Raw genomic sequence first — 23,995 nt, 5'->3', positions numbered from 1 at the left:
TCCCTGCGGAGAGCCGTCCGGCCGCACGCGCCGCGAGTCCCTCACCGTCAGTGAAACCTCAATCGAAGCGGAGTGCTTCTGCCATGAAGGCTTCCCGTATCGCCGCCGCCGGTGCCGTCGCCGGTGCCGCCGTCCTCGCCGTGTCCACCCCCTGCTTCGCACACGTCACCGTGCAGCCGGAGGGTGAGGCCGCCAAGGGCGGTTACGCGGTCGTCGGCTTCAAGGTCCCCAACGAGCGGGACAACGCCTCGACCACCAAGGTCGAGATCACCTTCCCCACGGACCACCCGCTGGCGTCCGTGATGCCGCAGCCGGTCGAGGGCTGGGACATCGAGGTCAGCAAGTCGAAGCTGGACAAGCCGCTCGAGATGCACGGCGAGAAGATCGACGAGGCCGTCTCCAAGGTCACCTGGACCGCCGACGGCGAGGGCATCGAGCCCGGCTTCTTCCAGAAGTTCCCGGTGTCCGTCGGCGCGCTGCCCGAGGACGCCGACGAACTCGTCTTCAAGGCCCTGCAGACGTACTCCAACAAGGAAGTCGTCCGCTGGATCGAGGTGCCGCAGGAAGGCCAGGAGGAGCCCGACAACCCGGCCCCCGTGCTCGCCCTCTCCGAGGCCTCCGAGGACGGTCACTCCCACGGCGCCTCGGCCGATGAAGCGGCCTCCGAAGACGAAGCCGCCCCGGCCGGGAACGCCTCCGCCCAGGCCCCCGCCGCCTCCGAGGAAGGCGACTCGAGCGGTACGGACACCACCGCCCGCGTCCTGGCCGTCGTCGGCATCGTGGTCGGCGCCGCGGGCGTCGCCTACGGCGTGCTCGCCGGGCGCCGGCGCACCACCGCCTGAGCCCTCCCCCTTCTCCGCGGCGCGCACCGGACCGTTCACGGTCCCGTGGCCTCCGGTGCGCGCCCGCACACCCACCAACAGGATCCTTCATGCGCACCAAGACCTTCGCGGCGGCGGCTCTGCTCGCCGTCGCCTCCCTGAGCCTCTCCGCCTGCGGCAGCGGCAGCGGCACCGGCGACAGCGGCGACCCCGTCGCCGTGGTGTCCGAGGAGGCCGGCGCCCGCAAGGCGGCCACCGTCCTCGACAATCCCTTCGAGAAGCCGGACCTCGTCCTCACCGACACGAACGGCGAGGAGTACGACCTCCGCGAGGAGACCGCGGGCCGGCCCACGCTGATCTACTTCGGCTACACGCACTGCCCCGACGTCTGCCCGCTGACGATGAACAACATCGCCGTGGCCAAGAAGCAGCTGCCCCGGGACCAGCAGGACGAGTTGCGGATCGTGTTCGTCACCACCGACCCCGACCGGGACACCGCCCCCGCCCTGGGCAAGTGGCTCAAGGGCATCGACTCCCAGGTCGTCGGCCTGACCGGCGACTTCGCCACCGTCCAGGCCGGGGCCCGCAGCCTCGGCATCTCGATCGACCCGCCGCGCAAGGACGACAAGGGCAAGGTCGTCTCCGACCACGGCACCCAGGTCATCGCCTTCTCCCCGAAGACCGACGGCGGCTACGTGCTCTACGGCGAGGACGCCACGGTCGACGACTACACCAAGGACCTCCCCAAGATCATCAAGGGTGAGAACCCGTGAGGCGCCTCACGGCCGCCGCCGTGGCCACCACGGGGATACTGGTCCTGGCCGGGTGCGGCGGCTCCGGCAGCGCCGAGGCCGAGCTGTCCATCGGCTCCGCCTACATCCCGCAGCCGGTGTCGGACATGGCCGCCGGCTTCCTCACCATCACCAACGAGGGCGACGCCGCGGACCGGCTGACCTCCGCCACCAGCGACGTCGCCGACCAGGTCACCGTGCATGAGACCGTCGACGGGGCCATGCGGGAGGTCGAGGCCCTCGACATCCCGGCCCACGGCAGTCTGGTACTGGAGAGCGGCGGCAACCACCTGATGTTCGAGCAGTTGAAGCGGAAGCCGAAGCAGGGCCAGAAGGTCTCCGTCGAACTGCGCTTCGCCCACTCCGACCCCGTCACGGTCGAGATCCCGGTGAAGCCGGCCACCTACACCCCGAAGACCGGACACTGAGGGAGACACCCCTGTGACCCAGACCATCGCCCCCCGCGTGCGGAGCCTGGTGCTGCTGTTCCTGGCCGTCACCGGCGCGCTCCTCGCCGGGGCCGCTCCCGTCTCCGCGCACGCCGCGCTGACCGGCAGCGCCCCCGCGCAGGGGGCGGTGGTCGACACGGCCCCCACCCAGGTCTCGCTCACCTTCTCCGAGCAGGTCGCGGTGAGCGACGACGCCGTGCGGGTGCTCGACCCCAAGGGCGAGCGGGTCGACAAGGGCACTCCGGCCAACCCCAGCGGCACGACGTACACCGTGCGGCTGCTCAGCGGGCTGCCCGACGGCACGTACACCGTGGCCTACCAGATCGTGTCGGCGGACAGCCATCCCGTCGCCGGCGCCTTCACCTTCTCCATCGGCGCCCCCTCCGAGACGTCCGTCCCGGTCTCCGCGGGTGCCGCCGACGACGGTCCGGTGAGGTGGCTGTACGGCATCGGCCGGTACGTGTCCTACGCCGGCTTCGTCGTCATGGCCGGCGGGGCCGCCTTCGTACTCGCCTGCTGGGGACGCGGTGCCGGCGTGCGGGCGGTGCAGCGGCTGGTCGTCTCCGGCTGGCTGGCGCTCACCGCGGCCACGCTCGCGCTGCTGCTCCTGCGCGGCTCCTACACCCGCTCCGGGACGGTCGGCGACGTCTTCGACCTGACGCTGCTCGGCGAGGTGCTCCAGACCAAGACGGGTGCGGCACTGGTGTCCCGGCTGCTGCTGCTCGCCGCGGCGGCGCTGTTCATCGCGGTGCTGTTCGGGGCGTATGCCCGTCCGTCGGAGGACGAGGAGAAGCGGGACCTCACCTTCGGCCTGGCGATCGGCGGGACGGTCGTGGCGGCCGGGCTCGCCGCGAGCTGGGCGATGTCCGAGCACGCGTCCCAGGGGCTGCAGCCGGGGATCGCCATGCCCGTCGACGTGGTGCATCTGCTGGCCGTCGCCGCCTGGCTCGGCGGGCTCACCACCCTGCTCGTCGCGCTCTACCGGGCGCCCGCCGAGACCCCGGTCGGCCGGGACGCCGTCCAGCGGTTCTCGCGGCTCGCCCTCGGCAGCGTGGTGACGCTGGTCGGTACCGGCGTCTACCAGAGCTGGCGGCAGCTCGGCTCCTGGTCGGCGTTCACCGACACCCGGTACGGGCAGCTGCTGCTCGCGAAGATCGGGCTCATGGTGGTGCTGGTCGGGATCGCCGCCGTCTCCCGACGGTGGACGTCGCGGCTGGCGGAGGCGGACGGCACGGCACAGGCCGGAAACGGCGGCGCCCACCAGCGGGCCGGCGTCGGCGCACGGCGGGCGGAGACCCACGGGGCCGGGGCCGGGGGGCACGGGCCCCGCGCCGAGGCGGCCGACAAGGACGAGACGGGAACAACCGGGACCGGGGAGGCCCTCGACGCGGACTCCGCGCAGGGAACAGCCAGGACCGGGGAAGCCGCCGGTGCGGACCCCGTCCGGGCCGCGCAGCTCGCCCGGCAGCGGGCCGCCCGGGAGACCGCCCGGCGGAAGCGGCTGCGGGACGCCGACCCCCACCGCTTCGGCCTGCGCCGCTCCGTGCTCGCCGAGGCGGGCATCGCCGTCGTCCTGCTCGCCGTCACCACGGTGCTGACGCAGACCGAACCGGGACGTACCGAGCAGGAGGCCGCGGCGGCCACCTCCGCCTCGTCCTCGGCTTCCGCCGCCGACGGCCAGGGCACCGGCGCGGTGACCCTGAACATGCCGTTCGACACCGGCGGCGAGAAGGGCGAGGGCGTCATCACGATCGACCTCGACCCCGCTCGGGTCGGCGACAACGACATGCACGTCTATGTGGAGGACACGGACGGCCGGGCCTTCGACATCCCCGAGGTGAAGGTCGCCTTCACCCTCTCCGCCAAGGACGTCGGGCCGCTGCCCGTCGTCCCCGACCACCTCACCACCGGACACTGGTCGGCGAGCGGAGTACAGATCCCCATGGCGGGCGACTGGGAGATCGAGGTCACCGTGCGGACCTCCGACATCGACCAGGTGACCGTCTCGAAGAACGCGCAGATCGGCTGAACCACATGGCTGACCAGTCCCTTCCGCAGGTCCGTACCCCGGAGGCACCCGAAGCGGGGCCCGTGGACCGGGCCCCCCGGGGCGGCGTCTCCCGGCGCCGGCTGCTCGGCACGGCCGGCGCCACCGGGCTCGTCCTCGGCGCATCGGGCGGAGCGGTGGGGTACGCGTCGGCCCCCGCCGGGGCCACCCCGCTGACCTCGGTGGGCGACAGCCGGGTGGAGTTTCACGTGAAACATCAGCCCGGCATCACCCAGCCGCTCCAGGCCCGCGGCCATCTCATCGCCTTCGACCTCGCCCCCGGCGCCGGCCGCAAGGAGGCGGCCGCACTTCTGCGCCGCTGGTCGGACACGGCCCGTCGGCTGATGGCGGGAGAGCCGAGCGCACAGGGTGACACCGATGTGGCCCGCGACGCCGGACCCTCCTCGCTGACCCTGACCTTCGGCTTCGGCCACAGCTTCTTCGGTCGTACCGGCCTGGAGAAGCAGCGCCCGGTCGCCCTGGACCCCCTGCCCGACTTCTCCTCCGACCACCTCGACAAGGCCCGCGGCAACGGCGATCTGTGGGTGCAGATCGGCGCCGACGACGCCCTCGTGGCCTTCCACGCCCTGCGGGCCGTTCAGAAGGACGCGGGCGCGGCGGCCAGGGTGCGCTGGCAGATGAACGGCTTCAACCGCTCGCCGGGCGCCACCGCCCACCCGATGACCACCCGCAACCTGATGGGCCAGGTCGACGGCACCCGCAACCCCAAGCCCGCCGAGTCCGACTTCGCCCGGCGGATCTTCGTACCGGAGAAGGGCGAGCCCGCCTGGATGGCGAACGGCTCCTACGTCGTCGTACGCCGGATCCGCATGCTGCTGGACGACTGGGAGAAGCTGCCCGTCAAGGAGCAGGAGAACGTCATCGGGCGCCGCAAGGCCGACGGGGCTCCGCTGTCCGGGGGCACCGAGACGTCCGAGATGGACCTGGAGAAGACGGACGCCGAGGGCGGCCTGGTCGTCCCCTTCAACGCCCACGCCAGGATCACCCGGCCCGACCAGAACGGCGGCGCGGCGATGCTCCGGCGCCCGTTCTCGTACCACGACGGCATCGGCACGGACGGGGTGCCGGACGCGGGTCTGCTGTTCATCTGCTGGCAGGCCGATCCACTGCGCGGCTTCGTGCCGGTGCAGCGCAAACTGGACCGGGGCGACGCCCTGACCCCGTTCATCCGTCACGAGGCGAGCGGGCTCTTCGCGGTGCCGGGCGGTGCGGCGGAGGGTGAGTATGTGGGTCAGCGACTGCTGGAGGGATGAGAACCGCGTCGGGTCACCCCTGGGTGCTCGTGGAGAGGATGCCGGCGGCGTGAGCCCATTAGGGTGAGGGCATGCCAGCGAGCTATGCGTATCTCGGTCCCGAGGGCACCTTCACCGAAGTCGCCCTGCGCACGCTTCCCGAGGCGGCCACCCGTGAGCTGATCCCGTACGTGTCCGTGCAGTCCGCGCTCGACGCGGTGCGCGTCGGCGAGGCCGAGGCCGCGTTCGTCCCCATCGAGAACTCCGTCGAGGGCGGCATCACCACCACCCTCGACGAACTGGTCGCGGGCACCCCGCTGATGATCTACCGCGAGGTGCTGCTGTCCATCACGTTCGCACTGCTCGTCCGCCCCGGTACCAAGCTGTCGGACATCAAGACGGTCACCGCCCACCCGGCCGCCCAGCCGCAGGTGCGCAACTGGCTGAAGGCCCATCTCCCGGACGCCGTCTGGGAGTCGGCCGCCTCGAACGCGGACGGTGCGCGACTGGTCCAGGAGGGTCGGTACGACGCGGCCTTCGCCGGCGAGTTCGCGGCCGCCCGGTACGGGCTGGAGGCCCTGGAGACGGGGATCCACGACGCGGAGAACGCCCAGACCCGGTTCGTGCTGGTGGGCCGCCCCGCCCGGCCCGCGGCACCCACCGGCGCCGACAAGACCTCCATCGTGCTGTGGCAGCGCGACGACCACCCCGGTGGCCTGCGCGACCTGCTGGGCGAGTTCGCCACGCGGGGCATCAACCTGATGCTGCTCCAGTCCCGGCCGACGGGTGCCGGTATCGGCAACTACTGCTTCTGCGTCGACGCCGAGGGGCACATCTCGGACCGCAGGATGGCCGAGGCGCTGACGGGACTGAAGCGGATCTGCCTCCAGGCGCGCTTCCTCGGGTCGTACCCGCGTGCGGATGTGCGTCCGGGCGAGGTGCGGCCGCCGCTGCCCGGGACGTCGGACGCGGAGTTCGTGGGGGCGGCGGACTGGGTGGCGCGGTGCCAGGACGGCCGGTTCTGACGGGACCATCGGCAACCAGGACGATCGGTCCTACCTGCTGATTTTCGTTATCCACAGAAGTTATCCACAGGTCCGCTTCTCGACCTGGGGACAAGTCGACACCGAAGTCGCATTCGGTCGACAAGTCGGCCTACGGGTCATGATCGCGTTCATCGCCCCGCACCTCACCCTTCGTCCACCCTTTTCCTTTGGTCAACCCTTTAGGGCGAACTCTTTCCACTCAAAAGTAGGAATAGAGGGGGTTTGTGCCGGGAATCCACGGCTCCGGTCGAGCGCTTCGGAGTGATCGATTTCGAAGTCCACAGATCTTCCCCACACCCTGTGGATAACTTTTCCCGAAGCGTGGGCACCTGTGGACAACCGAGCCCCAAATCCCGCTCCACACAAGGGATTCGCGTCAACCGGCCACCCGTGGACCGACCCGTTCAAGGGGTGCCGTCGCATTCATTGACTCAAAGGACACAATGCGCAATTAACCCATAACGGAACGTGAGACGCTCCCTCGGAAATAGTGGTTCGTGGGTCGTCGTCCCGCACCGGTAGCCTTGACCGCGTGATTGACCTTCGCCTGCTTCGTGAGGACCCCGACCGAGTGCGCGCTTCGCAGCGCGCCCGTGGAGAGGATGTCGCGCTCGTCGACGCCCTCCTGTCTGCCGACGAACGGCGCAGGTCGTCCGGCGTCCGCTTCGACGAGCTGCGCGCCGAGCAGAAGGCGCTCGGCAAGCTCATCCCCAAGGCGGCCGGCGACGAGAAGGCCGAGTTGCTCAAGAAGGCCGGTCAGTTGGCGGCCGACGTCAAGGCGGCCGACGCCGACCGTGACGCCGCCGCCGCCGAGACCCAGGAGCTGCTGCTCCGGCTGGGCAACCTCATCCACCCCGACGTGCCCGTCGGCGGCGAGGAGGACTTCGTCACGCTGGAGACGCACGGCACCGTCCGCGACTTCGGCGCCGAGGGCTTCGAGCCCAGGGACCACCTGGAACTCGGCCAGCGCCTCGGCGCCATCGACGTCGAGCGCGGCGCCAAGGTCTCCGGTTCGCGCTTCTACTTCCTGACCGGCGTCGGCGCGCTGCTCGAGCTGGCCCTGGTGAACGCCGCCATGGCGCAGGCCACGGCCGCCGGGTTCACGCCGATGCTGACCCCCGCGCTGGTGCGCCCCCAGTCGATGGCGGGCACCGGTTTCCTCGGCCAGGCCGCCCAGGACGTCTACCACCTGGACAAGGACGACCTCTACCTGGTCGGCACGTCCGAGGTCGCGCTGGCCGCGTACCACATGGACGAGATCATCGACGCCGACCGGCTGCCGCTGCGGTACGCGGGCTTCTCGCCCTGCTTCCGCCGCGAGGCCGGTTCGCACGGCAAGGACACCCGGGGCATCTTCCGCGTGCACCAGTTCGACAAGGTCGAGATGTTCTCGTACGTCGACCCGGAGGACTCGCAGGCGGAGCACCAGCGGCTGCTGGAGTGGGAGAAGCAGTGGCTGACCTCGCTGGAGCTGCCGTTCCGCGTGATCGACGTCGCCTCGGGCGACCTGGGCTCCTCGGCCGCGCGTAAGTACGACTGCGAGGCCTGGATCCCGACCCAGGGCAAGTACCGCGAGCTGACCTCGACCTCGGACTGCACCGAGTTCCAGTCGCGCCGGCTGTCGATCCGTGTCCGTGAGGACAAGAAGGTGCGCCCGCTGGCCACGCTCAACGGCACCCTGTGCGCCGTACCGCGCACGATCGTGGCGATCCTGGAGAACCACCAGCAGTCCGACGGCTCGGTGCGCGTGCCGGAGGTACTGCGTCCGTACCTGGGCGGGCGTGAGCTCCTGGAACCGGTCGCCAAGTGAGCGCGGCCTTCCCCTACCGACTCATCGCCACCGACCTCGACGGCACGCTGCTGCGGGACGACCACTCGGTCTCCCCGCGCACCCGTGACGCGCTCGCCGCGGCCACCGCGGCGGGCGCCGCCCACATCGTCGTCACCGGCCGCGCGGTGCCCTGGACCCGCCCCATACTCGACGACCTCGGCTACGACGGCCTCGCCGTCTGCGGCCAGGGCGCCCAGGTGTACGACGCGGGCGCGCACCGCCTGCTGACCTCCGTGACGCTGGACCGGCAGCTGGCCGGGGTGGCGCTGGCCAAGATCGAGGCGGAGGTCGGCCCGTTGCACCTGGCGGCCAGCCGCGACGGGCTGGACGGCGAGGTGATGGTCGGCCCCGGCTACGAGATCGTCGGCGGGCTGCCCGCGATCCCGTTCACGGACGCGTCGGATGTGTGGACGGCGCCCCTGAACAAGCTGTACATCCAGCACCCGACCCTGACCTCCGACGAGCTCGCCGACGCGGCCGCCCGCACGGCGGGCGGTTTCGTCACCGTCACGATGGCGGGCGAGGGCATCGTCGAGCTGCTCCCGCTGGGCCTGTCCAAGGCGACGGGACTGTCGCTGGCGGCGCGCCGGCTGGGTGTGAAGGCGGCGGAGACGATCGCCTTCGGCGACATGCCCAACGACATCCCGATGTTCGCCTGGGCCGCGCACGGCGTGGCCATGGCCAACGCCCACCGGGAGCTGCGGGAGGTGGCCGACGAGGTGACGTCCTCCAACGAGGAGGACGGGATCGCGGTGGTGCTGGAGCGGTTGCTGGGCTGACGCCCGGCGTTCCGGCGTTCCGGCGTTCCGGCGTTCCGGCGGAGGATGCACGGATCGAACGTGCGCGGGCTTTCCGGCCCGACCACGGCCTGAGCCGAGCCGACCACGGCTTGACTCGGGCCAGTGCCTTACCACTCGGCCAATCCTCCGGGTGGGCGGCCCACGCGCCTCACCGCGCGTGCTCGAAGCGGCCGCCCCGGGCAGCTCCCCTTGCGGGGCGGACCCACGGAGCGGTGGAAGCTACTCCGGGGTCCGCCGCGGGCTGCCCTGAAGGGAGCCGGACGTACTGCCGTGCATGGATATCGTCCCGCTCCTCTCCCCGCGCATGGACGCCGGACGTTCCCGACGATGCGGACATCACCACTCTGCCCGGCGGGACGGTCGGGGGCCACCGAATAAATCCGCCGGACGCCGGACGGAGGGACCCGGAGTTCCCGGCGCCCGCCCGAAGCCCTCGTCCGGGACCGGTCCGTCCCGGTCGTCACCGCCGTCCTCACCCCGTCGGCCGTACTCCTCACCCCGTCGGTCGTGCGCCCGGACCGGGGGTGAGGCCGGCGTCAGGAGTCCGTACGCGTCACTCCTCGCCGGCCAGCGTCAGCGAGCGCAGCTTCTGGCCGGCGTACCAGGTGGCCAGGACGGTGACGGCGGCCAGCAGGACCGTCGCGGTCGTCAGACCCACGTCCGAGGTGACCAGGTCACCGCCGGAGACCTTCTGTGCCACGGCGAGCGACCACTGCTGGATGCTCAGCGTGCGCGCGCCGGGCACCAGGGAGCCGAACAGCGCCTCCCAGACCAGCGCGTAGACGAGACCGAACACCACCGCGTGCCGGGAGACCGTGCCGAGCAGCAGGAAGAGCGCCGCGTACGCGATGGAGGCGACCAGGGCCGCGACCGTGTAGGCGACGGCGACCTGCTGGCCGTTGCCGTTCAGGATGAAGCCCGCGATCAGTGTGGGCACCGCCGAGAAGACCATGGTGACGGCGATCGCGACGATGAGCTTGGTGTAGATGATCGTGGGCCGCTTGATCGGCTTGGACAGCAGGTACACCACCGAGCCGTCGTCGATCTCGGGACCGATGGCGCCGGTGCCCGCGATGACGCCGATGATCGGCACCATCGTGGCGAGCGCCAGCCCGCCGAGGACGTCGGCCGCGGTCTGGTCGTCGGCGCCGGCGAGGACCCGCACCGCCAGGGAGATCGCGATCAGCAGCAGGGGCAGCGCGCCGAGGATGAGGGCCCGGCGGGGGCCGAGCAGGGCCCGGTAGGTGAGCCGGGCGACTGTGGGGTCGTACATCAGGGCCTCCTACGCCGCGACCAGATACGAGAACACGGACTCGAGGGACTCGTCGGACGGCGAGACCGTGAGCAGCCGGATGCCGTGGTCGCGCGCGACCTTCGGCAGCAGGGCGGTGAAGCGGCCGAAGTCGACGGCCTGGACGCGCAGCGCGCCCTCGGCATGGTCGACCTCGATGCCGGACGTCGACGGGTCGGCGATCAGCGCGGCCGCGAGCGCGCGGTCGTCGCTGGAGCGCACCAGATAGCGGTGCGGGCGGTCCGTCATCAGGCGGCGGATCCTGCGGAAGTCACCGCTGGCCGCGTGCCGGCCGGCGACGACGACCTCGATGTGCCAGGCGAGCTGCTCGACCTCTTCGAGGATGTGGGAGGAGAACAGCACGGTGCGGCCCTCGTCGCCCATCCGCCGCAGCAGGTCCATCAGCTGCATGCGCTGGCGCGGGTCCATGCCGTTGAAGGGCTCGTCGAGCAGGAGCAGCGACGGCTGGTGGACCAGCGCGGACGCCATCTTCACGCGCTGCCGCATGCCCTTGGAGTACGTCGCGATCCTGCGGTCCTGCGCGTACTCCATCTCGACCGTGGCGAGCGCCTGCTGGGCGGCCCGGGCGCCCAGGCCGTGCAGTTCGGCGTTGGCGAGGACGAACTCGCGGCCGGTGAGGAAGTCGTACATCGCCTCGCGCTCGGGGACGATGCCGATGTGCCGGTAGATGGCCTCGTTGCGCCAGACCTGCTGTCCGTCGAGGGTGACGGTGCCGGTGGAGGGGGCGAGGAAGCCGCCCATCATGTTGATGAGGGTGGACTTCCCTGCGCCGTTGGGGCCGAGCAGGCCGGTGACGCCGGGGCCGATGGTCATGGTGATGTCGTTGACGGCGACCACGTTGCCGAACCAGCGGGAGACGTGGTCGATGCTGAGCGTGGTCACAGTCCCACCTTCTTGTAGCGGCGCACCAGGAGGCCGTAGCAGGCGGCGATCAGACCGAGGCTGAAGAGGACGTAGACCACGCCCTCACCGTCGCTCGGGCCGATTCCGCCGGGGAACGCGGAACTCGCGCCCAGGAAGGCGGACTGCACGCCGTCGATGAGGGTGATCGGGGAGAACAGGCCGATCCAGGCGATGGAGTCGCCGCTGCCCTGGGCGTCCGCGATCGCCTGGAGCGTGGAGACCGCGCCGTAGGAGATGGTCAGGACGGCGATCACGGCCGCGATGCCGAAGCCGCGGCGCGGGGTGACCGACGCGATGACCAGGCCGATGCCGGCGAAGAGCAGCGAGAGCAGTGCCACGGAGACGAGTCCCTGTGCGAATCCCTTGGTCTGGTCGGTGAAGTCGAGCTTGGCCAGCAGCGCGCCGATGTACAGCACCAGCAGGGGAGCCGCGGTGAGGATGAACAGGGCCGAGGCCAGCGCGGCGAACTTGGCGCGCACGTAGTCGGCCGTTTCGATGGGCCGCGAGAAGTACAGCGGTACGGTCTTGAAGCGCAGGTCGCGCGAGACGGACTGCGGTGCCTGCGAGGCCACGTACAGGCTGATGACGGCCTGCATGATGATCGCGTAGCGCGTGTAGTCGACGGGCAGGTCCTTGGCCTTGGTGGTGACGGCCACGGCCACCATGATGGCGGCGGGCACGCACATCACCACGAACAGCAGCATCGGCAGCACCTTGGACTTCACCGAGCGGCCGAGGCCGTAGGAGCCGCGCAGGGACTGCGAGTACAGCGACAGCCTGGCGTAGGAGCGGCCGAGGCGGGGACCGTCGTAGGAGCGGTAGCCGATGTTGTGGATACGGGTGTCACCCGATGCGGTGGCCGGTGTCCGCAGGGACTGCTCAGCTGCCATGGCCGACCGCCTCCTCGCGCTGCCCGCCGTCGTGTCCGTCGTTGTTCATGTCGCCGTTCTCGTCGCCGTTCTTGAAGACCTCGGAGATGTGGTGCCGGCGCTGCTCCATGCGCACCAGGCCGAGGCCGAGGTCCGCGATGACGTCCCGGACCAGGTCGTAGGTCTCCTCGCCCCGCGTGGTGAGCAGCAGGACGTGTCCGGCGCCCGGCAGCCCGCTGCCGTCCTCGGTGCCCACCCCGCGCGCCCGCAGCGCGTCGCGCACCGCGCGGGTGCCGTCCGGGTGCTCGTCGGTGTCGGTGACCTCGATGGCGAGGGTCGTGGTGGTCTGGGTGAAGGCCGTGGTGGAGCTGGAGCGCAGCAGCTTTCCGCCGTCGACCACGACCACGTGGTCGCAGGTGCGTTCCAGTTCGCCCAGCAGGTGCGAGGTGACCAGGACCGAGATGCCGAAGTCGGTGTGGATGCGGCGGATCAGGCCGAGCATCTCGTCCCGGCCGACCGGGTCGAGGCCGTTGGTCGGCTCGTCCAGGAAGACCAGCTGCGGGTCGTGCACGAGGGCCTGCGCGAGCTTCACGCGCTGCTTCATGCCGGTCGAGTAGCCGCCGATGGGGCGGTAGCGCTCCTCGTACAGGCCGACGTGGCGCAGCGTGTCCGCGGTGCGTTCGCGCGCGGCGGTGGGCGGCAGGCCGGACATGCGCGCCATGTGGACGACGAACTCGGTGGCCGAGACGTCCGGCGGCAGGCAGTCGTGCTCCGGCATGTAGCCGACCCGCTCGCGGATGGCGGCGCCCTCGGTGGCGACGTCGAGACCGAGCACGGCGGCTCGGCCCTCGGTGGCGGGGGACAGACCCAGCAGGATCTTGATCAGTGTGGACTTGCCGGCTCCATTTGCTCCGACGAGTCCGGTCACACCGGGCCCGACGTCCACGGAGAGCCGGTCAAGAGCGGTCACCCTGGGGAACCGCTTGCTCAGGCTTTCGGTCGCGATCACAGTCACGTCCACGACGGTAGTGACCCGTACCACTCCGGTCGTCAGACCGGAGCACCGTCTTGGCGTCCCCCTGGAGTCGTACGGGCCCGTAGGGGAGACAGTGCCTGAGAGTTATCCACACGCCGTGGGACGCTGTTGACGAGCTCTGCGACGACTGCCAGATTCGCCGGTGTGACGGGGATGAGGGACGCGCGGGAGCGCCGGGTGCGCACGGGCGGGGTCGAGCTGTGCGTGGCCGAGCTGGGCGATCCCGGGCGGCCGACGGTCGTCCTCGTGCACGGCTACCCCGACAGCAAGGAGGTGTGGTCGCAGGTCGCGCCGCGCCTCGCCGAGAGCTTCCACGTCGTGGCGTACGACGTCCGGGGCCACGGCCGGTCCACGGCCCCGCGGCCGCTGCGCGGCGGGTTCACCCTGGAGAAGCTGACCGACGACTTCCTCGCCGTCGCGGACGCCGTCAGCCCGGACCGGCCGGTGCACCTGGTGGGGCACGACTGGGGCTCGGTGCAGTCCTGGGAGTTCGTCACGGTCGGGCGCACCGCGGGGCGGATCGCCTCCTTCACCTCGATGTCGGGCCCCTCGCTCGACCACTTCGGGCACTGGATCGGCCGCCGTCTGAGGCGGCCGACGCCGCGCCGGGTCGGCCAGCTGCTCGGCCAGGGCGCCAAGTCCTGGTACGTGTACCTGCTGCACGCGCCCCTGCTGCCCGAACTCGCCTGGCGCGGTCCGCTGGGCAGGGTGTGGCCGCGGATCCTGGAGCGCGTCGAGAAGGTGTCCGGCGACGGCTACCCCACCTCGTCCCTGCCGTCGGACGCGGCCCACGGGGTCTGGCTCTACCGGGACAATGTGCGGCCCCGGCTGCGCAGCCCGCGCGCGGACGCCTACGCGCACGTGCCCGTGCAGCTCGTCACGCCCCTGGGGGACGCCTTCCTGTCGGAGCGGCTCCACGACGATCTGGAGCAGTGGGCTCCGCGGCTGACCCGGCGGACGCTGCCGGCCGGGCACTGGGTGCCGCGCAGCCGCCCCGACCAGCTGGCCACGTGGATCACCGACTTCGTGACGTCCGTGGAGGCCGGCCGGACGGAGGTGGCGGCTGCGGGCCGGTACGCCGACCGCTTCGGCGGGCAGTTGGTCCTGGTCACGGGAGCGGGCGGCGGCATCGGGCGGGCGACCGCGCTCGCGTTCGCCGAGGCGGGCGCGCGGGTGCTGGCGGTCGACCGGGACGCGGGGGCCGCGGCCCGCACCGCGGAGGAGGCCCGCCGGCGCGGCGCGGTCGCGGCCTGGGCGGAGCCGGCGGACGTCTGTGACGAGCGGGCCGTGGAGAGACTCGCCGAGCGGGTCACCAGTGCGTACGGCGTGGTGGACGTCCTGGTGAACAACGCCGGTGCCGGACTCGGCGGCTCCTTCCTCGACACCACCCCGGAGGACTGGCGGCGGGTCCTCGACGTCAGTCTGTGGGGCGTGATCCACGGCTGCCGGCTCTTCGGGCGGCGGATGGCCGAGCGCGGGCAGGGCGGCCACATCGTCAACGTCGCCCCGGCGGCGGCGTTCCGGCTGTCCAGGGCGCTGCCCGCCTCCAGCACGTCCAAGGCGGCGGTGCTGACGCTGAGCGAGTGCCTGCGCGCGGAGCTGGCGGGCCGGGGCATCGGCGTGACGGCGGTCTGTCCCGGGCTCGTCGACACCGGTATCACCTCCACCGCGCGTTTCGCGGGGACGGACGCCGAGGAGGAACGGCGCCTGCGGAAGCGTGCGGCGCGCCGCCACGGACTGCGCGGCTGTCCCCCGGAGAAGGTCGCCGCCGCGATCCTGCGGGCGGTGGTGCGCGACGAGGCGGTGGTGCCGGTCACCCCGGAGGCGCGGGGGGCGTACGCGCTGTCGCGGTGGATGCCGGGCGCGCTGCGGAGGATCGCGCGGGTGAAGCCGCCGGTGTGAGGCCGCGGCCGGGTGGCCGGGACGCGAAGGCGCTCCTGCGGGGCGGCGGTTGTGGCATCGGCTGTCACGTCGGCGGTCGGGACAGTTGTCGGGTCGACGGCCGGGTCGACGGCCGGGTCGGTTGTCCACAGGAAGGTCAATTCGCTTGTGGATAACCGCACTTGGCTGTGGATCAAACCTCCGGGGCTAAATCGTTCGCGTGATCCGCGTCTCTCCCGGCAGTCTGAACGGATGGACGAAAGACGCACCGTGAAGGTGTCGAAGTACATCGCCAGGCATCTGCGCCACCAGCCCGAGCGGATCGGGCTCACTCTCGACGAGGGCGGCTGGGTCGAGATCGACACGCTGATCGCCGCCGCGTCCGCGCACGGCTTCCGGTTCACCCGGGAGGAACTGGACCACGTCGTCGCCGACAACGACAAGCAGCGCTTCGCCGTCGAGGGCACGCGGATCCGCGCCAGCCAGGGCCACAGCGTCGAGGTCGACCTCGGACTGCCACCGGCCACCCCGCCCTCGTACCTGTACCACGGGACCGTCGCCCGCAGCCTGGACGCGATCCGCGCCGAAGGGCTCCGGCCGATGAACCGGCACGACGTGCACCTCTCCGCCGACCGTGAGACGGCGACCCGCGTCGGTGCCCGCCGGGGCCGCCCTGTGGTGCTGTCCGTGGACGCGGCCGCCATGCACCGCGACGGCCATGTCTTCCATGTGAGCGCGAACGGCGTGTGGCTGACCCGGGCCGTGCCCGTCCGGTATCTGCGGTTTCCCGCAACCCGCTGAAACCGCATGATCGGCGGTATGGACCACCTGCCCAGCACCGAGGCCGCCGTCACCGCCCTCCAGGCGCTCGCCGAGCACTACGAGCGCGAGATCGAGGTCACCCACGACATCGGCGCCGACCAGACCTCACGCCGCACCGCCGCGGGCGTCGGCGTCACCACCGATCCCGACGGCTCCCTCCCCCACGAGGCCTACGTCGAGTTCGGCGGCCTGCCCCGGGTGAGTGTGCGGCTCTACCCCGAGGACGACGCCCTGATCGATGTCGAGGGCGTGGAGTGCCCCGACATCCCCCGTGACGACGTGCCGTCCTTCCTGCGCTCCCTGTTCGAAGGGCTGGCATACGTCCGGGCGCGGCGTTTCCCGCCGGGCTACTTCCTGATCGTGCCGCTGCCGGGAGACCGGACGCACAAGGAGTTCATCCCCATGATCGTCCTCACTCCCTGGCTGAGCGCACGGGTGCGATGAGGACGACGTGTGCGGCGATCGTTTCACGTGAAACCCGCGGCGGCGCATAGGCTCGGTGCCATGAGTCTGCGTCTGAGCACCGTGATCCTTCCCCATCGCCGCTGGCACGAAGGCAGCCGGACGGCGTGGGTGCGGGCCGAGGAACTCGGCTTCCACACGGGGTACACCTACGACCACCTGTCCTGGCGCAGCTTCCGGGACGGCCCGTGGTTCGGCGCCCTGCCGACCCTGACCGCCGCCGCGGCCGTCACCGACCGGATGCGACTGGGCACCCTCGTGACCTCACCGAACTTCCGGCATCCGGTCACGCTCGCCAAGGAACTCATCTCCCTCGACGACATCTCCGGCGGGCGCGTCACGCTGGGGATCGGCGCGGGCGGTACCGGCTTCGACGCCACCGCGCTCGGCCAGGAGCCGTGGACCCCGCGCGAGCGTGCCGACCGCTTCGCCGAGTTCGTTCCGCTGCTGGACCGGCTGCTCACCGAGGACACGGTGTCCTACGAGGGCGACTTCTACGCGGCGCACGAGGCGCGCAACATCCCCGGCTGTGTGCAACGGCCCCGGCTGCCGTTCGCCGTGGCGGCCACCGGACCGCGCGGGCTGCGCCTCGCGGCCCGGCACGGGCAGGCGTGGGTGACCACCGGCGACCCGAAGCTGTACGAGAACGGCACGCCCGAGCAGTCGCTCATGGCCCTGCGCGGCCAGGCGAAGAAACTGGCCGACGCCTGCGCCGAACTCGGCCGGGACGCCGCGGCACTGGACAGGGTCCTGCTCACCGGATTCACCCCGGACCGCGGCCGCCCACTGCAGTCCCTGGACGCCTTCGTCGACTTCGCGGGCCGCCACGCCGAGCTGGGATTCACCGAGATCGTCATCCACTGGCCCATCCCGGACTCCGACTTCGCCGCGGACCAGAAGGTCTTCGAACGGATCGCCATGGAGGCACCGGCGCAGCTGCGGTGAAGCGCTCGTCCGGGCATGAGCCCCGGCCGCTTCGGGACAGGACGGAGGACCGCTGGTGACAGCAGTCACCACTCACCTGTGCGGAGTCCCGCACGCCCGTGCGGGCATCTGCGGGACAATGGCCGGATGACCTCAGCGACCCGCCAGCCCGAGACCCCGGCAACCACCACACCACGGCTCATCGCCACCGATCTCGACGGCACCCTGCTGCGCGACGACAAGTCGGTGTCCCCACGGACCGTCGCCGCGCTGGCCGCCGCCGAGGAGGCGGGCATCGAGGTCTTCTTCGTCACCGGCCGCCCGGCCCGCTGGATGGACGTCGTCAGCGACCACGTCCACGGCCACGGCCTCGCCATCTGCGGCAACGGCGCAGCCGTGGTCGACCTGCACGGCGGCCCCGGCGCGCACCGCTTCGTCAAGGTGCGCGAGCTCGCCCGGGAGAACGCGCTGGACGCCGTCCGGCTGCTGCGCGACGCCGCCCCGGGCACGGTGTACGCCGTCGAGCAGCCCTACGCCTTCAACCAGGAACCGGCCTACCCCAAGCTGCACCTGGAGATCCCGGACGTCCTCGCCTCCGCCGAACACCTGCTGTCCCCGGACTCCCACACCGCCGACCAGCCCGTGCTCAAGATCCTCGCCTTCCACCCCGAGCTCGACCCCGACGCCTTCCTCACCCTGGGCCGGCTCGCCATCGGCGACCGCGCCAACGTCACCCGCTCCAGCCCCAGCGCCCTGCTGGAGATCAGCGGACCCGAGGTGTCCAAGGCCAGCACGCTCGCCCTGTGCTGCGCCGAGCGCGGCATCTCCCACGAGGAGGTCGTCGCGTTCGGGGACATGCCGAACGACGTGGAGATGCTGACCTGGGCCGGCCGCTCCTACGCGATGGGCAACGCCCACCCGGACGTGATCGCCGCCGCCTCGGGCCGCACGGTCGCCAACAACGACGACGGGGTGGCCGTGGTGATCGAGCAGTTGCTGAACGAGCGCCGGTAGCCGTTCAGAGCGACACCCCGCGCCGGCCCAGCCACGGCACCGGGCTCACCGCCGAGCCCATCTCCGGCGTCACCCGTACCTCGAAGTGGAGATGCGGACCCGTGGAGTTGCCGCTGGTGCCGGACTGACCGATCCACCGCCCGGGCGGGACCCGCTCGCCCTGGTCGACGGCGACGGCCGCGAGGTGGGCGTACTGGGTGTAGTAACCGTCCGCGTGCTCCAGCACGACCTCGATGCCGAAGGCCCCTCCGCAGGAGACCCTCACCACCGTCCCGGCGCCCACCGCCCGCACCGGTGTCCCGATGGGCACCGCGAAATCCTGCCCGGTGTGCCGGTTCGCCCACCGCGCGCCGCCACTGCCGTAGGACGCGGACAGCTCGTACGTCTCCACCGGCGCCACCCAGCGGGTGGTGAGCCGTGTCTCCGGCTGGTCGAGCCGTACCGCACCGCGGCACGCGCCGGCGGCGACCGAGGCGTCCGCCTGGCCCTTGAGCCTCCACCGTGCCGTCTCGAGCTTCTTCTCGATGTCCCGCCGCTGGGCGGCGAGGTCGGTGTTCCGCTGCTCCAGCCTCTGCCACGCGGCCGCCGCCTTCGCCTCGTCCCGGGCGAGCCGTGCCTGGGCCCGCCGGCTCCGGCCGATGGCCTTGTCGAGCGACGCCTGCGCCTGTGACACCGCCCGCTGGCCGCGCATCAGCTCTTCCGGGTCGTCCGCGAGGATCATGTGTGCCGTGAGCGGCAGCCCTCCGCCGTCCCGGTACTGGGAGCTCGCGATCCGCCCCAGGTCCTCCCGCAGGCCGGTCATCGCCCGCCGCTCGTGGTCGAGCCGCTCCTCCAGCCGCTGGGCCCTGGCCCGCTGCTCCTCGGCCTCGCGCCGGCCGGCCTCGTACCGCTCGGTCGCCGCCGCCGCCTCCTCGTACAGCCGCGCCACCTGCGCGCTGACACCGGACGCGGAGCCGTGCCCGGGAGTGTGGGAGCCGTCGCCGTCGGCGGGCCGGGCGGCGAGCACCGCGAGCGCGCACAGCGGCACGGCGACGAGCAGCGGATGACGGCGGGAGAAGCGCATGACTGCGATCCTGGCCCCGCCCCGGCACACGGTCCTGTTCACGTCGTGCACATGGGGGACCACACGCCCCGGACGGACCAGTGACGGCGCCGAACAGCGCCATCGGCGGCTGCCGCTGATGTCCCGTCACGCGCCACGCGTGCGTGAGGCCGTGGAGCTAGCGTGCCGTCACCAGGAGCCCGGCCGCCTCCTCCCGCCGTGCCATGGACCGCAACGGGCCGTCAGCGGCGACGAGTTCCGCGTAGGCCCCGCGCTGTACCGCCCGGCCCCCGTCCAGCACGACCACCTCGTCCACCGCCTCCAGACCGGCCAGCCGGTGGGTGATGAGCAGCGTCGTACGGCCCTCGGTGGCGGCCAGCAGATCGGCGGTGAGCGCGTCGGCGGTCGGCAGGTCCAGGTGCTCCGCGGGTTCGTCCAGCACCAGCACCGGGAAGTCCGCGAGCAGCGCGCGGGCGAGCGCCAGCCGCTGCCGCTGTCCGCCGGACAACCGCGCCCCGTGCTCACCGACGAGCGTGTCGAGCCCGTCGGGCAGACCGTCGGCCCACTCCAGCAGCCGGGCCCGGGCGAGCGCGTCGCGCAGCTCGTCCTCGGTCGCGCCCTTCCTGGCGAGCAGCAGGTTCTCCCGGACCGAGCTGTTGAAGAGATGCGCGTCCTGCGCACACAGTCCGACCAGCCGCCGCACGTCGTCGCCGTCCAGGGTGCGGGCGTCCACACCGGCCAGCGTGTACGAGCCCGCGCCCGGGTCCAGGAACCGCAGCAGCACCTGCGCGAGGGTCGTCTTGCCGGAACCGGAGGGACCGACCACCGCGATCCTGCGGCCCCGCTCCAGCGTCAGGTCCAGTCCGGCGAGCGCGTCCCGGTCCTGCCCGGCGTGCCGGGCGGTCAACTCCCTGACCACGAGCGGGAACGGCGACGCGGGCGCCTGCCGGGGCGAGTCCGGCTCCCGGACGGGCGCCGGGGCGTCCAGCACCTCGTACACCCGCTCGGCGCTGCGGCGCACCCGCTGCCGGTACTGCACGGCGAGCGGCATGCCGAGGACGGCCTCGAACGCGGCCAACGGGGTCAGGACCACCACGGCCAGCGCCAGGCCGTCCAGCCGGCCGGCGGCCACGGCCTGGACCCCGACGAGCGCGGCGGCCGCGACGGTCAGGCCGGAGATCAGAGCGGTGAGCCCGTCGCCGAGCGCCGTGGCGGTGGCGGCGCGCGAGGCGATCCGGGTGAGCGTGCCGTCGGCCCGTCGTGCCCCGGCGGTCCGCGCCGGCAGGGCGCCGGCGACGGTCAGCTCGGCGGTGCCGGTGAGGAGATCGGCCACCCGGGTCGCGAGGACGCCCCGGGCCGGTGCCAGCCTGCGTTCGGCACGCCGGGCCACGGCACCGGTCAGCAGGGGCACACCGGCCCCCGCCGCCAGCAGCCCGGCCGCGAGCACGGCCCCGGTCCCGGGCAGCAGCCAGGCCGTGAAGCCGACGGACAGGGCGGAGACGGCGACGGCCGCACCGGCCGGCAGCAGCCAGCGCAGCCAGTAGTCCTGGAGCGCGTCCACGTCGGAGACCAGCCGGGAGAGCAGATCGCCCCGGTGGGCGCCGCGCAGCCCGGCGGGCGCCAGCCGTTCCAGCCGCCGGTAGACCGCGACGCGGGTGTCGGCCAGCATGCGCAGGACGGCGTCGTGCGACACGAGCCGCTCGGCGTAGCGGAACACGGCCCGCCCGATGCCGAAGGCCCGGGTCGCCGTCACGGCCACCATCAGGTACAGCACGGGCGGCTGCTGCGAGGCGCGGGAGATGAGCCACCCGGAGGTGGCCATGAGCCCGACGGCGCTGCCCAGTGCGAGGGTGCCGAGCAGCAGCGCGAGCGCCGTCCTCCCGCGCCGGGCGGAGGACAGGGTCCGCACGCGAGCGAGCACACCGCCCGGGACCGTGCCGGGGACGGGCTCGGCGGGTCCGCGGTCCGCTACGGGGGCGGCTTCGACGGCCGGCGCCGGTCCGGTCCCCCGGCGTACGGTCTCCTCCCGGCCCGTGGACGTCGGTTCCGTGAGCCGCACCACGCGGTCCGCGACGGCCAGCAGTGCCGGCCGGTGTGCCACGAGCAGCACCGTCCGGCCGGCGGCCAGCCGCCGCACCGCCGCCACGATCCCGGCCTCGGTGGCACCGTCCAGTGCGGCCGTCGGTTCGTCGAGCAGCAGGACGGGCCGGTCCGCGAGGAACGCCCGGGCCAGCGCGAGCCGTTGCCGCTGTCCGGCCGACAGACCCGCTCCGTCCTCGCCGAGGACGGAGCCGGCACCCTCGGGGAGCGCGTCCACGAACTCCAGGGCCCCCGCGTCCCGCAGGGCGCGCCGTACGGCGTCGTCGTCCGCGTCGGGCCGGGCCAGCCGTACGTTCTCGGTGATCGTCCCGGCGTACAGGTGCGGCCGCTGCGGCACCCAGGCGACGCGGCCGTGCCACTGGGCGAGGTCGAGTTCCGCGAGATCGGCTCCCCCGATCCGCACCCGCCCCCCGGTGGGCCGGACGAACCCCAGCAGCACGTTCAGCAGGGTCGACTTGCCCGCTCCGCTCGGTCCCACGAGCGCGACCGTCTCACCGGGGGAGACGGTGAGGGAGACGTCCGAGACGGCGTCCGTGGACCGGCCGGGGTAGCGGACCGTCACGCCGTCGAAGGACAGGGCGCCCGCCGGGACCGCGCCCGTTCCGGGCGTCGGCGCGGGCGTCCGGAGCACCGAGAAGATCTCCTCGGCCGCCGCGAGGCCCTCGGCCGCCGCGTGGTACTGCGCGCCCACCTGCCGCAGCGGCAGATAGGCCTCGGGCGCCAGGATCAGGATGACCAGGCCGACGGAGAGGTCCAGGTCGCCGTGGACGAGACGCATGCCGATCGTCACGGCGACCAGCGCCACCGAGAGCGTGGCCAGCAGTTCCAGCGCGAAGGAGGAGATGAAGGCGATCCGCAGCGTGCGCATGGTCGCCCGCCGGTACTCGGCGGTGATCCGCCGGATCGACTCCGCCTGCGCCTTGGCCCGCCCGAAGACCTTCAGCGTCGGCAGTCCGGCGACGACGTCCAGGAAGTGTCCGGACAGCCGGGACAGCAGCAGCCACTGGCGGTCCATCCGGGACTGGGTGGCCCAGCCGATCAGCACCATGAAGACCGGGATGAGCGGCAGGGTGCCCACGATGATCGCCGCCGAGACCCATTCCTCGGTGACGATCCGCGCCAGCACCGCCACCGGTACGACCACCGCGAGCCCCAGCTGGGGGAGATAGCGCGAGAAGTAGCCGTCGAGGGCGTCGACACCCCGGGTCGCCAGGGCGACCAGCGATCCGGTGCGCTGGCCGTCCAGCCACCCCGGACCCAGGGCCGTCGCCCGCTCCAGCAGCCGGCCCCGCAGCTCCGACTTCGCCGCGGCGCTCGCCCGGTGGGCGGCCAGCTCGGTCAGCCAGCCGACCAGCCCGCGGCCGGCCGCGACGGCGACGAGGAGCAGCAGGGGGGTGCGGAGCTCGCCGGCGGACATGCCGTCCTGGAACGCGCCCACCACCACCTCGGCGATGAGCATGGCCTGGGCGATGACCAGCCCGGCGCCGACGGCCCCCAGGCCGACGACCGCCACCAGGAAGCCGCGGGTGGCGCGGGCGTACCGGAGCAGACGCGGATCGATTGGTTTCACGTGAAACACACCTCAGTGCGTGGGGTCGGCGATGTGCTGGGTGCCGATCCGCTTGCGGAACACCCAGTACGTCCAGCCCTGGTAGACCAGCACCACCGGCGTGGCGATCACCGCGAGCCAGGTCATGATCTTCAGGGTGTAGGCGCTGGAGGAGGCGTTGGTGACGGTCAGGCTCCAGTCCGCGTCGAGCGTGGACGGCATGACGTTCGGGAAGAGCGTCAGGAAGAGCATCGCCACGACGGCCACGATGGTGAGGCCGGACAGGGTGAACGACCATCCCTCGCGTCCCGCCTGGTTCGCCACCAGGGCGGCGACCAGCGCGGCGACCGCCACGACCAGTGCGACCAGGCTGGTGCCGTCGCCCCGGTCGGCCTGCGTCCAGAGCAGGAAGCCCGACGCCAGTACGGCGGTGACGAGACCCACGCGCAGGGCCAGCTTCCGCGCCCGTTCCCGGATGCCGCCGACCGTCTTCAGTGCCGTGAAGACCGCGCCGTGGAAGGTGAACAGCGTCAGGGTGACCAGGCCGCCCAGCAGGGCGTACGGGTTGAGCAGGTCCCCGACGGTGCCCACGTACTCGAAGTCGGCGTCGATCTTCACGCCGTGCACGATGTTGCCGAAGGCCACGCCCCACAGGAAGGCCGGGAGGAGCGAGGTCCAGAAGATCGCCGTCTCCCAGTTGCGCTGCCAGTGCTCCTCCGGCCGCTTCGCCCGGTACTCGAAGGCGACACCGCGGATGATCAGGCAGACCAGGATGAGCAGCAGCGGCAGGTAGAAGCCGGAGAAGAGCGTGGCGTACCACTCGGGGAAGGCGGCGAAGGTCGCGCCGCCGGCCGTGAGCAGCCACACCTCGTTGCCGTCCCAGACGGGGCCGATGGTGTTGATCAGCACCCGCTTCTCCGCGCGGTCACGGGCGAGCAGCCGGGTGAGGATGCCGACCCCGAAGTCGAAACCCTCCAGGAAGAAGTAGCCGGTCCACAGGACGGCGATCAGGACGAACCAGACGTCGTGCAGTTCCATGACGG

Annotated in this window: 20 protein-coding genes and 1 tRNA gene; 13 read left to right on the top strand and 8 right to left on the bottom strand. The window is 72.2% G+C overall.

The window, feature by feature from the left end; genetic code table 11:
* Positions 1-83 precede the first annotated feature (83 nt).
* From ACF07S_RS15330 to ACF07S_RS15295, 8 genes are all read left to right on the top strand, one after another.
* Positions 84-842: a YcnI family protein gene (locus ACF07S_RS15330; protein ID WP_391962567.1), complete on the top strand. Its 759-nt coding sequence runs from the start codon at positions 84-86 to the stop codon at positions 840-842.
* Between the two features lie 89 nt (positions 843-931).
* Positions 932-1,594, top strand: a complete 663-nt coding sequence (locus ACF07S_RS15325; protein ID WP_391962568.1) for an SCO family protein — start codon at positions 932-934, stop codon at positions 1,592-1,594.
* Positions 1,591-2,040: a copper chaperone PCu(A)C gene (locus tag ACF07S_RS15320; protein WP_391974352.1), complete on the top strand. Its 450-nt coding sequence runs from the start codon at positions 1,591-1,593 to the stop codon at positions 2,038-2,040. Before ACF07S_RS15325 ends, ACF07S_RS15320 begins: the two co-directional genes overlap by 4 nt.
* A 13-nt stretch (positions 2,041-2,053) precedes the next feature.
* Complete coding sequence (locus ACF07S_RS15315; RefSeq protein WP_391974351.1) at positions 2,054-4,090, top strand: copper resistance CopC/CopD family protein; 2,037 nt, start codon at positions 2,054-2,056, stop codon at positions 4,088-4,090.
* 5 nt (positions 4,091-4,095) lie between these two features.
* A complete protein-coding gene (gene efeB, locus ACF07S_RS15310; protein ID WP_391962571.1) occupies positions 4,096-5,382 on the top strand; it encodes an iron uptake transporter deferrochelatase/peroxidase subunit in 1,287 nt (428 codons plus the stop codon).
* A gap of 71 nt (positions 5,383-5,453) precedes the next feature.
* Positions 5,454-6,386, top strand: a complete 933-nt coding sequence (pheA, locus tag ACF07S_RS15305; RefSeq protein ID WP_391962572.1) for a prephenate dehydratase — start codon at positions 5,454-5,456, stop codon at positions 6,384-6,386.
* A 553-nt stretch (positions 6,387-6,939) separates the two neighbouring features.
* Complete coding sequence (serS, locus tag ACF07S_RS15300; protein ID WP_391974350.1) at positions 6,940-8,217, top strand: serine--tRNA ligase; 1,278 nt, start codon at positions 6,940-6,942, stop codon at positions 8,215-8,217.
* Positions 8,214-9,017 (top strand): HAD family hydrolase, encoded by an 804-nt coding sequence (locus ACF07S_RS15295; protein ID WP_391962574.1) that lies wholly within the window; start codon positions 8,214-8,216, stop codon positions 9,015-9,017. Before serS ends, ACF07S_RS15295 begins: the two co-directional genes overlap by 4 nt.
* Positions 9,018-9,056: 39 nt before the next feature.
* On the opposite strand, the gene ACF07S_RS15290 is transcribed toward ACF07S_RS15295, so the two are convergent.
* The 5 genes from ACF07S_RS15290 to ACF07S_RS15270 form a co-directional block, all read right to left on the bottom strand.
* A tRNA-OTHER gene (locus tag ACF07S_RS15290) sits at positions 9,057-9,166 on the bottom strand.
* 425 nt (positions 9,167-9,591) lie between these two features.
* A complete protein-coding gene (locus ACF07S_RS15285; RefSeq protein WP_391962575.1) occupies positions 9,592-10,311 on the bottom strand; it encodes an ABC transporter permease subunit in 720 nt (239 codons plus the stop codon).
* A gap of 9 nt (positions 10,312-10,320) precedes the next feature.
* Positions 10,321-11,232 carry an ABC transporter ATP-binding protein gene (locus tag ACF07S_RS15280; RefSeq protein ID WP_391962576.1) on the bottom strand — a complete coding sequence of 304 codons (912 nt, stop codon included), beginning with the start codon at positions 11,230-11,232 and terminating at the stop codon, positions 10,321-10,323.
* Positions 11,229-12,143, bottom strand: a complete 915-nt coding sequence (locus tag ACF07S_RS15275) for an ABC transporter permease (RefSeq protein WP_391962577.1) — start codon at positions 12,141-12,143, stop codon at positions 11,229-11,231. The genes ACF07S_RS15280 and ACF07S_RS15275 overlap by 4 nt, the downstream gene beginning before the upstream one ends.
* Positions 12,133-13,176 (bottom strand): ABC transporter ATP-binding protein, encoded by a 1,044-nt coding sequence (locus ACF07S_RS15270; RefSeq protein WP_391963040.1) that lies wholly within the window; start codon positions 13,174-13,176, stop codon positions 12,133-12,135. The genes ACF07S_RS15275 and ACF07S_RS15270 overlap by 11 nt, the downstream gene beginning before the upstream one ends.
* A gap of 135 nt (positions 13,177-13,311) precedes the next feature.
* On the opposite strand from ACF07S_RS15270, the gene ACF07S_RS15265 reads away from it, so the two are divergent.
* The 5 genes from ACF07S_RS15265 (at position 13,312) to ACF07S_RS15245 (ending at position 18,261) form a co-directional block, all read left to right on the top strand.
* Positions 13,312-15,060 (top strand): SDR family oxidoreductase, encoded by a 1,749-nt coding sequence (locus tag ACF07S_RS15265; protein ID WP_391974394.1) that lies wholly within the window; start codon positions 13,312-13,314, stop codon positions 15,058-15,060.
* A 231-nt stretch (positions 15,061-15,291) separates the two neighbouring features.
* Positions 15,292-15,840, top strand: coding sequence for an RNA 2'-phosphotransferase (locus ACF07S_RS15260; RefSeq protein ID WP_391962578.1), 549 nt, complete (start codon positions 15,292-15,294; stop codon positions 15,838-15,840).
* A 6-nt stretch (positions 15,841-15,846) separates the two neighbouring features.
* Positions 15,847-16,305 (top strand): hypothetical protein, encoded by a 459-nt coding sequence (locus ACF07S_RS15255; protein ID WP_391974349.1) that lies wholly within the window; start codon positions 15,847-15,849, stop codon positions 16,303-16,305.
* 60 nt (positions 16,306-16,365) lie between these two features.
* Positions 16,366-17,268 (top strand): LLM class flavin-dependent oxidoreductase, encoded by a 903-nt coding sequence (locus ACF07S_RS15250; protein WP_391974348.1) that lies wholly within the window; start codon positions 16,366-16,368, stop codon positions 17,266-17,268.
* A gap of 126 nt (positions 17,269-17,394) precedes the next feature.
* Positions 17,395-18,261, top strand: coding sequence for a Cof-type HAD-IIB family hydrolase (locus ACF07S_RS15245; protein ID WP_391962581.1), 867 nt, complete (start codon positions 17,395-17,397; stop codon positions 18,259-18,261).
* Between the two features lie 4 nt (positions 18,262-18,265).
* On the opposite strand, the gene ACF07S_RS15240 is transcribed toward ACF07S_RS15245, so the two are convergent.
* The 3 genes from ACF07S_RS15240 to cydB all read right to left on the bottom strand — a co-directional run bounded on the left by ACF07S_RS15240 (position 18,266) and on the right by cydB (position 23,990).
* Entirely contained in the window at positions 18,266-19,324 is a 1,059-nt protein-coding gene (locus ACF07S_RS15240; RefSeq protein ID WP_391974347.1) for a peptidoglycan DD-metalloendopeptidase family protein, read from the bottom strand.
* A gap of 157 nt (positions 19,325-19,481) precedes the next feature.
* Positions 19,482-22,973, bottom strand: coding sequence for a thiol reductant ABC exporter subunit CydD (gene cydD, locus ACF07S_RS15235; RefSeq protein WP_391974346.1), 3,492 nt, complete (start codon positions 22,971-22,973; stop codon positions 19,482-19,484).
* Positions 22,974-22,985: 12 nt separating this feature from the next.
* Positions 22,986-23,990, bottom strand: coding sequence for a cytochrome d ubiquinol oxidase subunit II (gene cydB / locus ACF07S_RS15230; protein ID WP_391974345.1), 1,005 nt, complete (start codon positions 23,988-23,990; stop codon positions 22,986-22,988).
* Positions 23,991-23,995 lie beyond the last annotated feature (5 nt).

Origin of the sequence: Streptomyces sp. NPDC016640 (assembly GCF_043076215.1) — a bacterium.
Taxonomy (GTDB): domain Bacteria; phylum Actinomycetota; class Actinomycetes; order Streptomycetales; family Streptomycetaceae; genus Streptomyces.
This window is presented reverse-complemented; position numbering and strand designations above follow the sequence as displayed.